Origin of the sequence: Streptomyces sp. W1SF4, from assembly GCF_003950035.1 — a bacterium.
Lineage (GTDB): Bacteria > Actinomycetota > Actinomycetes > Streptomycetales > Streptomycetaceae > Streptomyces > Streptomyces racemochromogenes.
Genome location: NZ_CP034350.1, coordinates 4,245,071 through 4,261,635 on the forward strand (window position 1 = coordinate 4,245,071; position 16,565 = coordinate 4,261,635).

General features: G+C 74.3%; 15 protein-coding genes. 6 read left to right on the forward strand and 9 right to left on the reverse strand.

Annotated features, from left to right (window positions below; genetic code table 11):
• Positions 1-23: 23 nt before the first annotated feature.
• The 5 genes from D1J60_RS19835 to D1J60_RS19860 all read right to left on the reverse strand — a co-directional run bounded on the left by D1J60_RS19835 (position 24) and on the right by D1J60_RS19860 (position 8,533).
• Positions 24-2,111, reverse strand: a complete 2,088-nt coding sequence (locus D1J60_RS19835; protein ID WP_125821996.1) for a DUF11 domain-containing protein — start codon at positions 2,109-2,111, stop codon at positions 24-26.
• Entirely contained in the window at positions 2,108-3,349 is a 1,242-nt protein-coding gene (locus D1J60_RS19840) for a DUF11 domain-containing protein (protein ID WP_125821997.1), read from the reverse strand. The genes D1J60_RS19835 and D1J60_RS19840 overlap by 4 nt, the downstream gene beginning before the upstream one ends.
• A gap of 109 nt (positions 3,350-3,458) precedes the next feature.
• Complete coding sequence (locus D1J60_RS19845; RefSeq protein WP_125821998.1) at positions 3,459-4,250, reverse strand: enoyl-CoA hydratase-related protein; 792 nt, start codon at positions 4,248-4,250, stop codon at positions 3,459-3,461.
• 503 nt (positions 4,251-4,753) lie between these two features.
• On the reverse strand, positions 4,754-6,982 hold the full coding sequence (locus tag D1J60_RS19855; protein WP_125822000.1) for an acetate--CoA ligase family protein: 2,229 nt from the start codon (positions 6,980-6,982) through the stop codon (positions 4,754-4,756).
• A 399-nt stretch (positions 6,983-7,381) separates the two neighbouring features.
• Positions 7,382-8,533 (reverse strand): NAD(P)/FAD-dependent oxidoreductase, encoded by a 1,152-nt coding sequence (locus tag D1J60_RS19860; RefSeq protein WP_125822001.1) that lies wholly within the window; start codon positions 8,531-8,533, stop codon positions 7,382-7,384.
• Between the two features lie 177 nt (positions 8,534-8,710).
• Here D1J60_RS19860 and D1J60_RS19865 point away from each other — a divergent pair, with 177 nt between their 5' ends.
• The 3 genes from D1J60_RS19865 (at position 8,711) to D1J60_RS19875 (ending at position 10,456) form a co-directional block, all read left to right on the forward strand.
• Positions 8,711-9,481 carry a maleate cis-trans isomerase gene (locus D1J60_RS19865; protein WP_125822002.1) on the forward strand — a complete coding sequence of 257 codons (771 nt, stop codon included), beginning with the start codon at positions 8,711-8,713 and terminating at the stop codon, positions 9,479-9,481.
• 106 nt (positions 9,482-9,587) lie between these two features.
• Complete coding sequence (locus tag D1J60_RS19870; RefSeq protein ID WP_125822003.1) at positions 9,588-10,040, forward strand: DoxX family membrane protein; 453 nt, start codon at positions 9,588-9,590, stop codon at positions 10,038-10,040.
• A complete protein-coding gene (locus tag D1J60_RS19875) occupies positions 10,037-10,456 on the forward strand; it encodes a Zn-ribbon domain-containing OB-fold protein (RefSeq protein WP_125822004.1) in 420 nt (139 codons plus the stop codon). The genes D1J60_RS19870 and D1J60_RS19875 overlap by 4 nt, the downstream gene beginning before the upstream one ends.
• Positions 10,457-10,477: 21 nt before the next feature.
• Here D1J60_RS19875 and D1J60_RS19880 read toward each other — a convergent pair whose 3' ends face one another.
• The 4 genes from D1J60_RS19880 to D1J60_RS19895 form a co-directional block, all read right to left on the reverse strand.
• Positions 10,478-10,942, reverse strand: a complete 465-nt coding sequence (locus D1J60_RS19880; protein ID WP_125822005.1) for a hypothetical protein — start codon at positions 10,940-10,942, stop codon at positions 10,478-10,480.
• Positions 10,943-11,033: 91 nt separating this feature from the next.
• Positions 11,034-12,074 (reverse strand): helix-turn-helix domain-containing protein, encoded by a 1,041-nt coding sequence (locus D1J60_RS19885; RefSeq protein WP_125822006.1) that lies wholly within the window; start codon positions 12,072-12,074, stop codon positions 11,034-11,036.
• 72 nt (positions 12,075-12,146) lie between these two features.
• Positions 12,147-12,824 carry a pyridoxal 5'-phosphate synthase gene (locus tag D1J60_RS19890; RefSeq protein ID WP_125822007.1) on the reverse strand — a complete coding sequence of 226 codons (678 nt, stop codon included), beginning with the start codon at positions 12,822-12,824 and terminating at the stop codon, positions 12,147-12,149.
• A 44-nt stretch (positions 12,825-12,868) separates the two neighbouring features.
• Entirely contained in the window at positions 12,869-13,879 is a 1,011-nt protein-coding gene (locus D1J60_RS19895) for a LuxR C-terminal-related transcriptional regulator (protein ID WP_125597374.1), read from the reverse strand.
• A 247-nt stretch (positions 13,880-14,126) separates the two neighbouring features.
• Here D1J60_RS19895 and D1J60_RS19900 point away from each other — a divergent pair, with 247 nt between their 5' ends.
• The 3 genes from D1J60_RS19900 (at position 14,127) to mpaB (ending at position 16,563) form a co-directional block, all read left to right on the forward strand.
• On the forward strand, positions 14,127-14,381 hold the full coding sequence (locus D1J60_RS19900; protein ID WP_125822008.1) for a hypothetical protein: 255 nt from the start codon (positions 14,127-14,129) through the stop codon (positions 14,379-14,381).
• Positions 14,382-14,440: 59 nt separating this feature from the next.
• Positions 14,441-15,400 (forward strand): LLM class flavin-dependent oxidoreductase, encoded by a 960-nt coding sequence (locus D1J60_RS19905; RefSeq protein ID WP_125822009.1) that lies wholly within the window; start codon positions 14,441-14,443, stop codon positions 15,398-15,400.
• 137 nt (positions 15,401-15,537) lie between these two features.
• Positions 15,538-16,563 carry a daptide biosynthesis RiPP recognition protein gene (mpaB, locus tag D1J60_RS19910; RefSeq protein WP_185899474.1) on the forward strand — a complete coding sequence of 342 codons (1,026 nt, stop codon included), beginning with the start codon at positions 15,538-15,540 and terminating at the stop codon, positions 16,561-16,563.
• The last annotated feature ends 2 nt before the right edge of the window (positions 16,564-16,565 follow it).

Genomic DNA, 16,565 nt, shown 5'->3' on the forward strand with positions numbered 1-16,565 from the left:
CGGCCGGGTGCGGGGGCGGGGGGTCAGCCCGCGCGGACCGCCTTGGACAGTTCGAGGTCGGCGGTCGGCGGGCCGACCCGGCCGCCCGGCGGGCCGGCCGAGCCGCTGTTGTCGACGGGGTTCGGGTCGGCGGTGTCCGACACCGCGGTCGCGGTGTTGCGCAGGGCCGTGCCGTCGCCCGCGAACGCCGGGTCGACCCGCACCGTGAACGTCCACGCGCGGCTGCCGCCCGGGTCCACGGCCGCCTCCGTCCCGCAGGTCACGTCCTGCCCGGAAGCGGTGCAGCCGTCGCCTCCGGAGACGAACGCCAGGCCCGTCGGCAGCGGATCGGTGACCCGCACCCGCCGGGCCACCGACGGGCCCGCGTTGCGCACGGTCACCGTGTACGTGAAGGTCTCCCCGGGCGCGACCGGCGTACGGTCCTGCGCCGCCTTGGCCAGCGACAGGTCGGCCCGCGGCGGGGCGAGCCCGCCGGGCGGGCCGGCCGCCGCGCTCGTGTTGTTCTCCGGCCGGGGGTCGGGGATCCCGTGCCGGACGGACGCCACGTTGCCCAGGTCGACGCCGTCGCCCGTGTACGCCGGGTCCAGCCGGACGCGTACCGTCCAGGAGGCGCTCGCACCGGCGTTCACGGGCCCCCGGGCCGGGCAGGAGAGCCGCTGCCCGGCCGCCGTGCAGTTGCTGGCCGAGGACACGAACCGCAGCGGGTCCGGCAGGGTGTCGGACATCAGCACCGTCGGGGTGTGGGAGGGGCCGAGGTTGCGTGCGGTGATCCGGTACTCGAACTCCTCGCCCGGGGCCACCGGCCCGGCCCCGAGGCCCTCCTTCTCGGCGGCCAGGTCGGCGCGGGCCGTGACGGTCACGTCCGGCGCGGTGGAGGTGTTGTCGGCCGGGTTGGTGTCCGTACGGTCGGCCGGGGCCGTCACCGTCGCCGTGTTGGCGAGGGAGGTCGGCTGCGCGGGGGCGTTGCCGGTGATCGTGTAGGTGACGGAGCCGCCGCGTTTCAGGTCGGCCTTCGTGTCGAGCGTGCTGCCGCTGCCGGAGGAGGCGCCGCAGGTGCCGCCCGTACCGGCCTTGCAGGTCCAGGTGACGTCGGTGAGACCGGGCACGGTGTCGCGTACGACGGCGCCCGTCACGTCGTTGGCCTGGCTGTTGGAGACGGTGACCGTGTACGTCACCGGGGCGCCGGCGGCGACGGTCGACTGGCCGGTCGACTTCACCACCTTCAGGTCGGCCGGCACGTTGATCGTCAGGTCGTCGATCTCGTGGATGTTCGTCGCGCCGCCGGTGCCGGCCGAGAAGCCCACCTTGAGGGAGGCGGGGAGCGACGGCTGGCTGGTGATCGAGGTGACGTCGTAGTCGGTGATCAGCTGGGTGAGGGCGGTGTCCGGGCCGCTGTCCGACCACACCGACAGCAGCAGCTTGCCGCCGCCCGGCAGCAGGGAGACGCGTACGCGGCGCTCCTTGGCCCGGCTCCCCGTCTCGACGGTCGAGCCGGGGCCGTCGGCGGCGGTGGCGTAGCGGTAGCCGGTGGTGCCGCTGCCGCCGCCGCGCACCACGATCTTGTTGGGCTGGGCGCCGGGGCCGCCGTTGCCGACGGAGCCGGAGGAGAAGTTGCCGAACTCGTCGAGGCCGATCCCCAGGTACGCGCCCGGCACGCCGGAGGCGGTGCAGCGGTTGGCCACGCCCGAGCAGGCGTAGCCGAGGCTGCCGCCGGAGGGGCCGGTGCCGTCGGCGGCGGTGCCGTCGGTGAGGTAGAAGGACAGGCCGTCGCCGCGCTTGCCCTCGAAGGCGGTGCCGCCGTAGGTGGCGTAGCGGAACTCGGCGACGACGCCGAGGGTGGTGGAGAAGGTGTCCCTCATCTTCCAGGTGCCGGCCTGGCTGCTGCTCGCGGACGTCAGCCGCAGCCAGCCGCCGCCGGCCGGGTAGGAGGCGTTGCCGCTGGCCGTGCCGAGGTTGGTGGAGCTGTCGAAGGTCTCGTTCACGGGGAAGGCCAGGGCCGCGCGGGGGCGCTGCGCGGCTTCGGCCTCGGCGTCCGCGGCGGCGGGCGTCAGGAGCGCGGCCGCGCACAGCAGGGGGAGGGCGGCCCTGAACCACCGGGCCGCGGTCCTCATCGGCGGCGCCGGGCGGCGACGCGGAGGGCGGTGCCGCAGGCGAGGAGGGCGGCGGAGGCCCAGGAGAGCCACCGGGGGAGGCGGGTGCCGCACTCGGCGAGTTCGGCGGGGTCGGCGGGGTCGGGGGCGTCGGCGTGCGGCTGCCGGCCGGGCCGGCCTTGGTCGGGGTGGTCCTCGGCCTCGTGGGGGTCGGGTTTCCCGGGGGTGCCGTGCTCGTTGCCGTTGCCGTTGCCGTTGCCGTTGCCGTTGCCGTGGTCGTGGTCGTCGTGCCCGGGCCGGGTGTCGTGCACCAGGCAGAGGCGGCCGCCGGCCGGGCCGGTCGTGCCCGGGGCGTTGGCGTTGTCGGACGGGTCCGGGTCGCGTACGGCGGAGGTGACGCGGGCGGTGTTCTCGATCGGGGTGCAACGGCGGCCGGGGGGATTGGCCCGGTCCTCCTCCCCGGTCAGGGCGCGCACGGTGAGGCGGAACTCCGCCGTGGCCCCGGCCGGGAGCCGGTCGAGCGCGGGGCACCGGACGAGGGGCTCCTCACCGGGGGCGGACGCGCAGTCGTCGGGGGAGGACAGCAGGGCCAGGGAGTCCGGGAGGCGGTCGGTGACCGCGACCTGGCGGGCGGTCGCGGGGCCCGCGTTGTGCACCGAGATCAGGTACGTGAACTTCTCGCCCGGCCGTACGTCCTCGCGGCCCTGGGCGAGTACGGCCGTCTTGGTCAGGGAGAGGTCCGCCAGGAGGGCGCTGGGCGGGAGGACGAGCCCGGTCAGCGAGGTCGCGTTGTTCGCGGGGCGGGGGTCCTTGGTGGCGGCGTCGACGAAGGCCTCGTTGACGATGTCCCCGCCCTCGCCGCGGTAGCCGGGCGCCAGCCGGACCGTGATCACCCAGGTGTGGGAGGCGCCGACTGCGAGGGTGGGGAGGGGGCCGCAGACCACGGTCCGGCCGGTCGCCGTGCCGGTGCAGCCGTCGCGGGAGGCCAGGAACTCCAGGGCGGCGGGGAGGCGGTCGGTGACGGTGACCTGCCGGGCGGCGGAGGGGCCGTGGTTGGTCACCGTCACGAGGTAGTCGTACGCCTCGGTGGCCCGCGTGCCCTGCTGCGGGCGGAGGGTGGCGGTGACGGCCAGGTCTGCCGGGGTGTCCGCGGCCGCGGCGGGCGCCGCGCCGCACAGGAACGCGGTGGCCGCGGTAGCCGCGGTGGCCGCGCACAGGTTGATTCGCCGGGCTCGCCGGGTTCGCCAGGTAGGACCCATGCGGTCAGCTATTCACATGAATCGGGCGTCGGGGGTTCGGTCAGTTGATCACTGCTGCCTCATGGGTGATCGATTTCAGTCATTCGGAGCCAGGCCCCCCGGGCAGGCCTCAACGGCCGAGGTACTTCGGGGTGCGGCGCTCCACGAAGCTCGCCACGCCCTCCTTCGCGTCGGCGGTGGTCATGTTGATCTCCTGGGCGGTGGCCTCGGCGGCCAGCGCGTGCGCCCTGTCCCCGTCCAGGGAGGCGTTGACCAGCTGCTTCGTGAGCGCCAGGGCACGGGTGGGGCCCTGCGCGAGCCGCTCGGCCCACTCGCGGGCGGCGGCCTCCAGACCGTCGGCGGGGACCACCTTGTTGACCAGCCCGAGCCGGGCCGCCTCCGCGGCGGGGACGGCGTCGCCGAAGAACATCAGCTCCTTGGCCTTCTGCGGGCCGATCAGGCGGGGCAGGAGGTAGGCGCCGGCACCGTCGGGGACGAGGCCGCGGCGGACGAACACCTCGACGAAGCGGGCGGTGTCGGCGGCGATGACGAGGTCGCAGGCGAGGGCGAGGTGCGCGCCGATGCCGGCGGCGGTGCCGTTGACGGCGGCGATGACGGGCTTCTCGCAGTCCAGGACCGCGGTGATCAGGCGCTGCGCGCCGAGCCGGATCATGCGGGCGACGTCGCCGGCGACGCGCTCGCCGCTGGCGTTGGCGCTGCCGCTGCGGAGGTCGGCGCCGGCGCAGAACCCCTTGCCGGTGGCGGTGATGACGACGGCCCGTACGCCGGGGTCGCCGGAGGCGGCGTCGAGCAGCGCGATGACGCGCTCGCGCTGCTCCCGGGTGAGGGCGTTCATGGCGTCGGGCCGGTTGAGGGTGATCCAGCTGACGCCGGCGTCGGTGCGGTGCAGGATCTCGTCCACGGGTGCGCTCCTGTTCGGGGTGGGTACCGCCGTTGCCCTGGGCGGGCCGGGGGCCGGGGCGGGTGGCTCGTTGCGCGGGCCGGCGTGCCGTGCGGGGCGTGGGCCCTGCGGGGCTGCTCCCCGCCCCACCCTTCGCCCGTTCCCCGGGCTCCGCCCGGACCCGCGCCTCAAACGCCGGCGGGGCTGGAAGAGCCCGGGGCTGCGCCCCGGCCCCCTGGGGGCTTCGCCCCCGGACCCCCGCGCCTCAAACGCCGGCGGGGCTGGATACATCCAGCCCGCGCGGCGTTTGAGCGCACCGGGCGCGGAGCGCCGTACTTCCAGCCCCGCCGGCGTTTGAGGCGCGGGGTCAGGGGCGGAGCCTCTGGGAACGGGGGAAGGGCGGGTAGGGGACCTCGCCCCGCGCAGCGGCCCGCCCACCCGCACCCGACCCACCGGCCCCGGCCACGGGCACGGGCACCGGCCCCGCCCCGCGCGAGCGGCGCGTCGGAAGGGCGGCGGCGGCGTCAAAGGCAGACCGCCAGCGCGTCCAGCGCCACCGCGCCCTGCCCGCGGGGCAGGACCATCAGGGGGTTGATGTCCAGTTCCGCGAGGTCGTCGCCCAGTTCCAGCGCCATCCGCTGGACCCGCAGGACGACCTCCACCAGCGCGTCCACGTCCGCCGGCGGTGCACCCCGTACGCCGTCCAGGAGCGCGTGCCCGCGCAGTTCGCGGAGCATCGTGCGGGCCTGGTCCTCCCCGAAGGGGGGTACGCGGACGGCCGCGTCCCGCAGGACCTCCACCAGGACGCCGCCGAGGCCGACGGTGACGGTGGGGCCGAAGAGGGGGTCCTGGGTGACGCCGACGACCATCTCGACGCCGCGTTCGATCATCTGGCAGACCAGGATCCCGTCCAGCGGGACGTTCTCGTAGCGGGCCGTGTCCGTCAGCTCGCGGTACGCGTCGCGGATCTGGCTGGCGGAGGTGAGGCCGACCTTGACCAGGCCGAGTTCCGTCTTGTGGGCCAGCTGGGGGCCCGAGGCCTTCATGACCACCGGGTACCCGACGAGCCCCGCCGCGCGGACCGCGGCCGCCGCGCTGGTCACCAGCTGCTCGCGCGGGACGCGGATCCCGTACGCGCGCAGCAGCTGCTTGGCGGCGTGTTCGCTGAGCTGCTGGCCGGGCCGCATCAGGGCCTGCGCCTTGCGGTGGGAGGGCGACGGGGTGCGGGGGGCGTCGGCGAAGGGGGAGCGGTAGGAGGCCGTGAAGCGGTGGTGTTCGAGGTAGGCGCGGACGGCGGTGATGCAGTTGCCGAAGGTGCGGAAGGTGGCGACGCGGGAGGAGCCGAGCAGGGTGGTGCGGTAGGCCTCCTCGGTGCCGACGGGGGAGCCCCAGATGACGCAGACCAGCTTGTCGGTGGCTTCGGCGGCGTCGACCAGGTCCTGCGCGAGCCTGTCGCTCATCGGGGGGAAGGGGCCGGTGATCGGACAGATGAGGACGCCCACGGACGGGTCGGCGAGGATCGCGTCGATGATCTTGCGGCCGCGCCAGTCGCCCACCGGGTGGCCGCCGTTGTCGACGGGGTTGGCCACGTTGAGGTAGGAGGGGATCCACTGGTGGAGTTCGGCCTGCTTGGCGTCCGAGAGGGTGGGGAGGGTCAGCCCGGCCTCGGTGGCCAGGTCGGAGAAGTGGGCGCCGGTGCCGCCGGAGATGGAGTACACGACGACCCCGTCGGCCCGTGGCGGGCGGGCCCGGGCCAGGAGGGCGGCGGTGTCCTGGAGCTCGTCCAGCCCGTCGACCCGGATGACCCCGAACTGCCGCATGGCGGCGTCCACGACCGTGTCGGCCCCGGTGAGCTTGCCCGTGTGGGAGGCGGCCATGCGGGCGCCGGTCTCGGTGCGGCCGACCTTCACGGCGACGACGGGGACCTTGTTGCGGGCGGCGCGGTCGGCGGCGAGGAGGAAGGCACGGCCGTCCTTGAGGCCTTCGACGTAGCAGGCGATGGCGCCGACCTCGGGCCGTTCGGCGAAGTAGGAGATGAAGTCGGAGGTCTCCAGGTCGGCCTCGTTGCCGGTCGGCGCCCAGTGGGAGAGGCGGATGCCCAGCTCCTGGAGGGTGTAGACGGGCCGGCCCTGGTGCCCGGACTGGGTGATGAGGGCGATGGCGGGGCCGTCGAGGTCCTCGCGGAACTCCTGGAAGGCGTTGAGGTTGGTGTTGGGGCCGAGCAGCCGCAGCCCGGAGCGGCGTACGGCGGCGGCCAGGCGGGCCTGTGCGGCGGCGCCCGCGTCGCCGGTCTCGGCGAAGCCGGAGGCGAAGGCGACGGCGAACTTCACCTTGGTGTCGGCCAGTTCCTCGATGACCGGGATCGGGTCCGCGACGAGGAGCACCGCGAGGTCGACCTGTTCGGGCAGCTCGGCCACGGTGGCGCGGCAGGGCAGCCCGAAGACGGCGGTGCGGGTCGGGTGCACGGGGTGGACGCGGGCGCCGACGCGCTCGGCCCAGGCGATGAGCTGCCGGGTGATGCCGGTGTTGGGCCTGCCCTCGGCGTCGGAGGCGCCGACGACCGCCACGGACTCGGGCCGGAAGAACCGGTCCAGGTCGGGCACGTCGGCGTGCAGGGGACGTCCGCTGACGTCCAGGGCGTCCGGCTCCTCGGGTGTCGCCGTGGAGTGGACGGCCGTCCTGGGGGTCTCCCCGCAGGCCTCGACGCGTGCGCGGAAGTCGGTGGTGAGGGTGCCGTGAGTAGATCCAAGCATCGCTTCGCCCGCCCTGCTCGAGAGTCCATAGCTGACGCCTAGTCAGATTACTGAACTGACACGCCGTCAGGAACAGGGATGCGCAGGAAAGGTGGTGGAGGTGGTGTGCTTGAACGGTGGCAGAACCGTCCGCTCCGGTACAGAGGTGATTTCGGCCCTCCGGGCCGCCCGGGCCCACGGCTAGGCCGTGTCTTCCGGATCTTGCTCCCCCAGCTACCGCTGGGAGGTGCCCCCAGACCCGCGCCGCCCGGTGCCGCACCTCGCCGCGTTGGCGGAGCACCCGAGTACGTCCAGTACAAGGGCGCCCCGCCAACGCGCCGATGCACGGCACCTGGGGGCCCCTCCCAGCGGTAGCTGGGGGAGACGCGGGCTTAACCGGCAAGATCCGAAAGACACGGCCTAGCCGCGCGAGAGTGCCTTCGCTATGCGCACCGCGTCGATGGACAGCTCGCGGAGCATCCCGCTGATCGGGTTCGTGTACCCGGTGAAGTGCAGCCCCGGCGCGTTGCGCGGCGCGCGGGGGCCGTGCGCGATGGGCCGGCCCCGCTCGTCCAGCACGTCCAGGTGGCCCACCAGCCCCTCCAGCCCGCGCCGGTACCCCGTCGCCGCCACCACCGCGTCCGGGGTGATCCGCGTACCGTCGGCCAGTACCACCTCGTCGCCGTCGAAGCCGGTCACGGCGGCCACCGGCTCCACCCGGCCCCCGCGCACGGCCTTGATCAGGCCGACGTCCTGCACCGGCACCGCCCCCTCCAGGACCCTGCTGTACAGGCCCGAGGCCGGGCGCGGCAGACCGTACGCCGTCAGGTCGGGGACGGCCTTGGCGGCGAGCGCCCCCAGCCGGTCCACGAGCCGCACCGGCAGCCTGCGCACCAGGATCCCCGTCCGCTGCGCCGGCCAGCCCAGGGTGGAGCGGCGCACGAGGTGCGGGACGGTGCGCACGGCGAGCCGCACCCGCGCGGCACCGCCCTCGGCGAGGTCGGCGGCTATCTCCGCGCCGGTGTTGCCGACGCCGACGACGAGCACGTCCTGCCCGGCGTACGGGGCCGGGTTGCGGTAGTCGCGGGCGTGCAGCAGCTGCCCGGTGTACCCGTCGCGGCCCGGCCAGTCGGGCAGTGCCGGGGTGTGGTTGTAGCCGGTCGCCACCACCACCGCGCGGGCCGCGAGCAGCCGCCCGCCCGAGGCGTGCAGGGTCCAGCCCTCCCCGTCGGCGGCGCGCTCGATCCGGGTCACCTCGACCCCGGTCACCAGCTCCAGCTCGTGGAACTCGGCGTACTTCTCCAGGTACCGGACCACGTCCGCCCGCGCGACCCAGCGCCCGAAGCGGCGCGGGATCGCCAGCCCGGGCAGGCCCGACAGCCGCCGGGTGGTGTGCAGCCGCAGCCGGTCGTAGTGGCCGCGCCACGACGCGCCGACCGCGCCGCTCCGCTCGACGACCACCGCGCGCACCCCGCGGGCGCGCAGCGCGGCGGCGGCGGCGAGCCCGCCGGGGCCGGCGCCGATCACGTACACGGGGCGGGGCTCGGTGGAGGTCAGGTCGGGCTCGGGCATGGCCAGTGAGCGTATCGACACAGGGCGTTGATGGGTCTCGGACGAGGAGGGAATCGATTGCGGATCGATCACGGGCGGCGGACCGCACCGGCGCGGCCCGCCGCCCGTGCGGCACGGGTGGTGTCAAAGTGGGACATACGGTCCCGATGTCCGGCCCCCGAGAGGAGTGCGTGCGCGATGTGGCAGCCCGACGGGTGGGACGTGCGCGTCCGCCTCGGAGTCCTCACCCCCCACGCCGACGTCGGCCCCGAGTCGGAGCTGCGCGCCATGGCCCCGGCGGGCGTGGGCCTGCATGCCGCCCGGGTGCCGTTCGCCGCGATGGGGCCGGGCGGCGAGATGGGCCTGACCGTGCCGCTCGCCCCCGTCCGGGCCTTCGCGGAGCCGCCGCACGTGGACGATGCGGCCGAGCTGCTGGCCGCCGCGCCGGTGGCGGCCATCGCGTACGCCTTCACCAGCTCCGCGTACGTGATCGGCGCGCGCGGGGAGGCGTACATGCTGGAGCGGCTGACCGAGCGGGCCGGCGGCCTGCCCGTGGTCGCCACCTGCGCCGCCGCCGTCGGGGCGCTGCGCGCGCTCGGGGTCGCGCGGCTCGCGCTGGTCGATCCGCCGTGGTTCGACGCCACCCTGAGCGATCTGGGGCGGGGCTACTACGAGGAGGCCGGGTTCGAGGTCCCGTACGCGGCTCCGTGCGGGCTGCCCAGCGGGCAGGCGCTGATCCGGCCGGAGGCCCTGTACGGCTGGGTGCTGGAGCAGGTCCCCGACGCGGCGCAGGCGGTGGTCGTCGGCGGCAACGGCTTCCGGGCGGTCGGGGTGATCGAGGCCCTGGAGGCGGAGCTGGAGCGGCCGGTGCTGACCGCGAACCAGGTGCTGCTGTGGGCCGCCCTGCGCGCGGCGGGCGAGCCGGTGGACGGGATCACGGGCTACGGCCGCCTGTTCTCGACCCCCTGAGTCAGGCCGCCCCGCCCCCGGTCCCGTCGCGTCCGGCCCCTTGCGGGATCGCCGCCGATCCGCTGAACTGACGTACCGTCAGATCGAGTGGGTGGAGGGGCGAACCGTGCAGACCATCTGGCTCACCGGCGCCGAGTGGCTCGCCGTGCTGCGGATAGGCCTCGGCCTGTGGTGGCTGGAGAGCTGGCGGCACAAGGACAAAAAGGGCTGGTTCGAACGCGGCACCGGCATCGCCTGGGCCGCCGACGTCGCGGGCAAGCACCGCTGGGGCTTCGTCAAGGGCGGCTTCGAGAAGGTCGTCAAGCCCCGCCCGCGGCTGATGGCGTACGTCGTCGTCTACGCCGAACTCGCCCTGGGCCTCGGCCTCGTACTCGGCTTCCTGACCCCCGTCGCCCTCGCCGCCGGCCTGCTGCTCAACCTGCTCTACCTGGTCCTGATGATCCACGACTGGGCCGAGCAGGGCCAGAACTCGATGATGGCCCTCATCTCGGCGGTCGCCCTGTTCGCGATGTCCTGGCAGACCTGGTCCCTCGACGCGGCGATCGGACTGTTCCCGTGAGCGCCGCACGGTACGACCTCCCCGAGACGGACGAGTTCACCCGCCCCTACTGGGACGCGGCGGCCGGGGGCCGGCTGCTGCTGCGCCGCTGCGCCGACTGCGGGCGCGCCCACCACTACCCGCGCGAGTTCTGCCCCTCCTGCTGGGCCGGGGAGGACCGCGTCACCTGGGAGGAGGCGAGCGGCCGCGCCACCCTCTACACCTGGTCCGTCGTCCACCGCAACGACCTCCCGCCCTTCGGCACCCGCGTCCCCTACGCGGCGGCCGTCGTCGACCTCGCGGAGGGGCCCCGGATGATGACCGAGGTCGTCGGCTGCCCGTACGGGGACCTCCGCATCGGCATGCCCCTGTGCGCCGCCTTCCGCGAGACGGCGCAGGGGGTGTGGGTGCCGGTGTTCCGGCCGGACGCGGACTGAACCGCCCCTGGCGGGGACCGGTCAGAAGTGCGGGTCGAGCACCGAGCCGAAGACGTAGGTGCCCTGCTCCAGCCTCTGCTCGTGCGGGTCGACGAGGTACGCGGTCTCCGAACCGGGCTTGGACAGGCTGGACGACTGCTTGTAGTAGCCGTTGCCGCCGGCGCCGCCCGACCTGGGGGTGAGGCAGTCCGTCCAGGTGTACGTGCCCGAGGCCAGGTAGAGGTCACGGGTCGGCCACTGGATCCCGTCGAGCGTCTGCCTCCACGTGTAGGTGCCGGACGCCAGGTAGATGCTCCTGGTGGTGCAGGCGGGCGCGTCGCTGTCCATGGGCACGCCGTCCACCCACACGCTCCGGGTGTTGTACGCGTCGGCTGCCGCGCCGGCGGGCGTGCCCGCGAGCGTGACGACCGCCGTCGCCGCGGCGGCCACGGCCGCGGCCTTGCCGAACGTGCTGGACTTGCCGAACTTGCCGAACTTCCCGGACATGAGATGTCTCCCCTTGGTGACCTCGTCGTCGATGGTGCTCGGACGATGAGCAGCCGCCGGACCCCCGATTCGGGCAGGGGTCCCGCGGCCGTCATCCGCAGGTGAATCTAGGCGCGGGCGGCACGAGTTGGTGTGCGTGGCGTGCCGGGTTCCTGTGCTCTGCGTGCGGTGCGGCGCCCAGCGAGAGCGCACGGTGCTCGGTCGGCGTGAGTCCGTACACCTCGCGGAACGCCCGGCTGAATCCCGTGGCGCTGGTGAAACCCCAGCGAGCCGCTATCGCCTGGACGGGATGGCCGCCGAGCTCCGCGCGGGCGAGGTCGGTGCGGGCGCGTTCCAGCCGGGACCGGCGGATGTGCGCCGCGAGGGTCAGGGGCTGGCCGGCGAAGAGGGCGTGCAGTCCCCGCAGCGACATGTTGTGCCGGTCCGCGATCAGGCGCGGGGTCAGGTCCGGGTCGCCGAGGTTGTGCTCGATGAAGCGGTGGATCCGCTGGAGCGTCTCCCGCGCACGGGCCTCGGCGGGCGTCGCGCCGGGTTCCCCGAGCTGCCCCGCGAGGAACGCGGTGGCCAGGTCGAGGGTGACGGCCCCCAGCCCGCGCAGCTCCTCCGGACGGCAGTGCGGGGCGCGCGCGAGCAGCGACCTCATGAAGTCGGCGACGACCGCTCCGGAACCGCTGTCCGCGGGCAGGTTCCGTGCGAGGAGGCCGTCGAGGCGGTCCGCGCCGAGCGGCAGGGCCTGCCGGGGGATCTGCAGCACCACCGACGTGAGCGTCTCGTCCGCGCAGGCCGCCTCGCTCGGCCGTGAGGTGTCGGTGAGCACGAGTCCGCCCGAGACCACCGACTCGTTGCCCCGCTGGGAGATGCGGAGGGCGCCCCGGGTCAGGAGCGCCAGCTGGAGGTGCTCGGGATCGCCCTGCCGGACGTGGGTCATGGTGCGGCGCGAACGCACCGGTGAGCAGGTCATGGCGGACAGGCGCACCGCGCCGAGGTCCACCTCCGTGATGTCCGCCCGGAAGTCGGCCGTGTGCCGGCTGCTGAGCAGGACGGGCATCACGTGGCTCGACACGGTCTCGCAGAACCAGTCGAACCTGTCCTCGCGCGCCCCGACGACGTCCGACGCGACCAGCGTTCCCATACGCCCCAACCCCCCCCCACACCTCCACCCGACACGAACCCGGCCCGGGGCGCGTCCGCCCCGGTACGCGGCTCAGGGCCAGAGCAGCTCCCGGACCCAGCCGTCACCCCCGTCGGCCCGGCGGTAGCGCAGGCGGACGTGTCGGCGCGCGGCGTCGCCCTGGAAGAACTCCGCCTCGGCGGGCTCCAGTACGTACCGGGTCCAGGTCGGCGCCGGCGCGTCCGGCTCGGACCCCGCCCGCTCCCACGCCGCCGCCGAGGCCCGCGCCAGCTCCTCGGCGGAGCCCAGCACCTCGCTCTGCCGGCCGGTCAGCGCGGCCGCCAGCGCCCCGCGCGAGCGCACCGCCAGGTCCGCCCGGCTCTCCGCGGCCCCGCACGCCACGACCCGGCCCCGGACCCGCACCTGCCGGGCCACCGCCGGCCAGTAGAAGACCAGTGCCGCGTCGGCCCGGCCGGCCAGCTGGCGGCCCTTGGCGCTCGTGGAGTGCGAGGCGAAGTGCCAGCCCCGCTCGTCGGCGTCGTGCAGCATCAGCACGCGCACGTCGGGCCGCCCCCCTGAGTCCACCGTCGCCAGCCCCATCGTGTGCGGCTCCGCCTGCCCCGCCCGCGCGGCGTGCACGAACCACTCCCGGAACAGCTCCACCGGCGTGCCGGGGGCGTCCGCCGGGTCGAAGCCGGGAAGCGGGACGTCCCACACCCGCAGGGAGTGCAGGACCTCGTGGAACTCGTCGCTGCTGCCGTCGTTCGTCATGCCGCCCAGGCTAAGAGGTACGCGGCCGGGTCCGGGCCGGGGGCTCAGATCCAGCCGTGGTCGCGGGCCAGGAGGGCCGCCTGGAAGCGGTTCGTCGCTCCGAGGCGCTGCATCAGGTCCGCCACGTACTTGCGGTACGTCCGGACCGACACGCCGACCTCGCGGGCCCCCGTCTCGTCCTTCTCCGCCTGGTACATGGTGGCCAGCACCTTGCGCTCGATCTCGCTCAGCCCGCCCTCGGGGCCCTGCCGGGCCGCGACGGCCTCCGCCAGCGGCACCGAGTCCGACCACATCCGCTCGAACAGCGACACCAGGTTGGCGACGAGGCCCGTCTCGCGGATCACCAGGGCCCCCAGCCGCGGGTTCTGCGGGTCGATCGGCGTCAGGGCAGCCGCCCGGTCGAAGACCAGCATCCGCTCCAGCGGCTTGTCCGAGATCCGGATGTCCGCCCCCATCGCCGAGATCTCCTGGAGGTAGGCCAGCGTCGGCGCGTCCTCCACCGCCGCCGGGCGCATGATCGTCCGCATCTTGATGCCCCGCCGCAGGATCCGGGCGTCCAGCGGCCGGGACGCCTCGATGCTGGCCGCGCTCAGCGCCCCGTGCGGCTGCGTGGTCAGCCCCTCCTCCCGGGTGAAGAAGGTCAGCTCGTCGATCACCGCCCGGACGTTGGGCGTGCCCTCCACCCGCTCGATGGGCGGCCGCTGCGACGCCTCGCGCACGGCCGGGCGTACCGCGTCCCGTTCCGCCAGCAGCGACTCCACCACCCGCTGCTCGGCGGCCACCCGCCGCAGCTCCTCCTGGAGTTCCCGCAGCCGCAGGTCGATCAGCCGCTGCACGGCAATCGCGGGCGGGGCCGGCCGGATGCTGCCGTTGTCGGCCAGGGAGGTCAGCTCCATCGCCTCCAGCCGGGCCAGCCACTCCTCCACCTCGTCCAGCGGCGCCCCGAGGTGCTCCGCCAGTACGGGGGGCGTGCCCTCCGTGAGGCGGAGCAGGCATCTGTACAGGTCTTCGTCCTCGGCTGACATCCCCAAGTGGATGAGGCTTCCGGCGCGCATGGTTCCCCCTTGTGATGGTGCCCCGTGTGGTCAGCACGGTGGGCTGATCATACGAACGCGGACACCGGCTGACCATGGGTAACGGAAGCGTTCCTACCGCTCTTGGTTCCCGCGTCCGCGCAGCTCGTCGTGCAGCTTGTTGCACGCACCGACGCAGGAAGCTGCGTCCGGAAACGCTCGAAAGCCGGTCCACCGAACGGCAGTCTTCTCCATGTCGGAACAACGGCGATCCACACAGGGGGAAACGATGAAGAAGAACCAGCTCGGCGGACGCATCCGAATCGCCTCGCTCGCCGCGGGATTCGCGGTCGCGGCCGGACTGACCTTCTCCGGGCCTTTCATCCACCCGCCGGCCCAGGACCAGCTCACCGCGTCCGGTCAGGCGGCCGACAGGGCCCGCTGCTTCCTCTCCGTCGTGGAACTCGACGACCTCGACATCACGAAGTGCGCACCCAAGGTGAAGCTCCCCGTCGACCGGCGCGAAACGTTCGACTGGATTTAACGGCGGGACACACCCCGGCCACGGAACAGAAGACGAGGAAGGAAGAAGGGAGCCACACCATGACCACCCACTCGGTACTCATACCGTTCCTGCCGACCCGGCCCGAACAGATCCTCCCCTACGCCGGCCTCGTCCACTGGACCCGGGCGCACCGGCTCTGGCAGGGACAGTCCCTGATGGTCGAACCCCACCACGGGTTCGTCCACGCCGCGGGAGCCGGCTTCCGGGTCCCCACCGGCCTGGGCGTCACGCTCATGCCGCTGCGCCACCCCTACGAGGCCGCCCTCCAGGCCCGCTCGCTGGCCCTGGCCACCGGGCAGCCGGTCACCGCCGGCTTCGGCCCCGGGGCGCCCTCCCTTCAGCAGGCCCTGCGCGGGGCCCCGTACCGCAGTCCCCTGACCGCGGCCCGCGAGTACCTGACGGCCGTGCGCGGCCTGCTGGCCGGGGAACACGTCACGATCGACGGCGACTACGTCACCTGTGACGCGCAGCTCGCGCCCTTCCCCTCCGCTCCGGTGGAGATCGGCCTGGGCGTGCTGCGGCCCGCCATGGCCCGGCTCGCCGGAGAGGTCGCCGACGTGGCGATCACCTGGCTGACCCCGGCCGCCTACCTGCGGGACACCGTCCTGCCGGCGCTGCGCGAGGGCGCGGCCAAGGCCGGCCGGCCGGTGCCCAGGCTGACGGCGATGGTGCCGCTGGCGCTCGCCAGGAAGGACCGCACGGCCGGCGAGATCGCGCTGGCCAGCAACTCCGCGCACCTGGGACTGCCGCACTACGTCGACATGCTGCGCAAGTCCGGGATCGGCATCACCGGCACGGACCGGGAGCTGGACGCGCGCGCCCTCGTCGAAGGGCGCGGATTCCTCAGCGGCGACACCACGGAACTCCTCGCCCAGCTGAAGGAGTACGAGGAGGCGGGCGTCGACGAAGTCGTCCTGAACGTCACCGGCGTGGCCAATTGCTACGGCCCGCAGGCGGCCTCCGAAGAACTCAGGACGATTCTGTCCGCCCTGGCCTGACCCCGGAATCTCCGGGTCCGGCCGCAGCACGGCCGGGCCCCGGCCCGGCGTGCCCCGAATCACTTCACACCACTGCACATCGCTTCACACCACTGCACATCGCTTCACATTGCTTCGCATTCCTTGAAGGGGGAGTCATGGCGGGAATCAAACGGCATCTGATGCTCTGGGGTACCGGAAAGCCGGGGGCGGAGCTTTCCGCGACGGGCTCCGCGACGGTCGTCCTGGAGAATCCGGACCACCTTTCCACGCTGCTCGGCTCCGACCTCGTAGGACCGCACTCGGTGGTGTTCGCCCCCGGCCACACCCCGGACGCGGGAATTCCGGACGGCCCCGTCGTCGCCGGCTACGAGGGTTCGCTGAGCGAACCCGGCCTGGAATGCGCCCTCGGCACGGACTTCTACCTCCAGATCCAGAACTACGGCGTCAGCGCCTACATGTCCGTGGTCGGTCCGACGCTGATCCGCGTCGCCGACGACATGGACCTCGACGCCTACCTCGCCGACGCCGACCAGGCCCGGCAGACCGGCGCCTTCCCCGACTTCCTCACCAACCCCGTCATCCAGCTCGCCGACCTGCCCGCACTCGGCGCGGGCCCGGCCGGCGACGGCCCCCGCTGCCGCCTCTACGCCGACCAGGACGGCGTCCTGTCCACCGCCCCCGGCGGCGCCCGGCTCGGCGTCCTGGGCGAGGACACCCTGGAGCAGCTCGACACCCGCTGGCTCCTCGACGCCGCCGCCGGCACCGACGGCGGACCGGCCGCGGAACGCCCCTGGCTGGCCCGCTACCTCGCCGCCGTCTCCGCCGTCCGCGACCTGCGGGCCCGCGGCCTGGCCGCCGACGTACGGGTCTCCGGGTTCGGCGGCCGGCTGAACGCCGCCGCGGCCTCCGTCCCCGCCGACGCCGCCGCGGACACCACCGACGCACGGCTGCCGCTGCTGCTGTGGTCCGGCGAGGACGCCTTCGTCCACGACCCGGCGAGCGGGCGCACCTTCGGCCTCGACCCGGTCGCCGCCGGCCTCGCCGAGGTGCTCCTCGTCGCCGGTTCGGTGGAGGCGGGCGCCTCCTACGCCGACCGGGCGGCCCTGGAGCAGGTCGCCGCCTACTTCGAGGACGCCGGGGTCACCCTGCGGTCCGCCCGGCTCGTGACGGCGGGGCACTGACC

What these genes read in the sequence shown, in the direction of transcription:
- D1J60_RS19905 (WP_125822009.1), top strand. Translation starts at nt 14,441, where the DNA reads ATGACCACCCACTCGGTACTCATACCGTTCCTGCCGACCCGGCCCGAA.
- D1J60_RS19865 (WP_125822002.1), top strand. Translation starts at nt 8,711, where the DNA reads ATGTGGCAGCCCGACGGGTGGGACGTGCGCGTCCGCCTCGGAGTCCTC.
- D1J60_RS19860 (WP_125822001.1), bottom strand. Translation starts at nt 8,533, where the DNA reads ATGCCCGAGCCCGACCTGACCTCCACCGAGCCCCGCCCCGTGTACGTG.
- mpaB (WP_185899474.1), top strand. Translation starts at nt 15,538, where the DNA reads ATGGCGGGAATCAAACGGCATCTGATGCTCTGGGGTACCGGAAAGCCG.
- D1J60_RS19885 (WP_125822006.1), bottom strand. Translation starts at nt 12,074, where the DNA reads ATGGGAACGCTGGTCGCGTCGGACGTCGTCGGGGCGCGCGAGGACAGG.
- D1J60_RS19880 (WP_125822005.1), bottom strand. Translation starts at nt 10,942, where the DNA reads ATGTCCGGGAAGTTCGGCAAGTTCGGCAAGTCCAGCACGTTCGGCAAG.
- D1J60_RS19895 (WP_125597374.1), bottom strand. Translation starts at nt 13,879, where the DNA reads ATGCGCGCCGGAAGCCTCATCCACTTGGGGATGTCAGCCGAGGACGAA.
- D1J60_RS19840 (WP_125821997.1), bottom strand. Translation starts at nt 3,349, where the DNA reads ATGGGTCCTACCTGGCGAACCCGGCGAGCCCGGCGAATCAACCTGTGC.
- D1J60_RS19835 (WP_125821996.1), bottom strand. Translation starts at nt 2,111, where the DNA reads ATGAGGACCGCGGCCCGGTGGTTCAGGGCCGCCCTCCCCCTGCTGTGC.
- D1J60_RS19890 (WP_125822007.1), bottom strand. Translation starts at nt 12,824, where the DNA reads ATGACGAACGACGGCAGCAGCGACGAGTTCCACGAGGTCCTGCACTCC.
- D1J60_RS19900 (WP_125822008.1), top strand. Translation starts at nt 14,127, where the DNA reads ATGAAGAAGAACCAGCTCGGCGGACGCATCCGAATCGCCTCGCTCGCC.
- D1J60_RS19855 (WP_125822000.1), bottom strand. Translation starts at nt 6,982, where the DNA reads ATGCTTGGATCTACTCACGGCACCCTCACCACCGACTTCCGCGCACGC.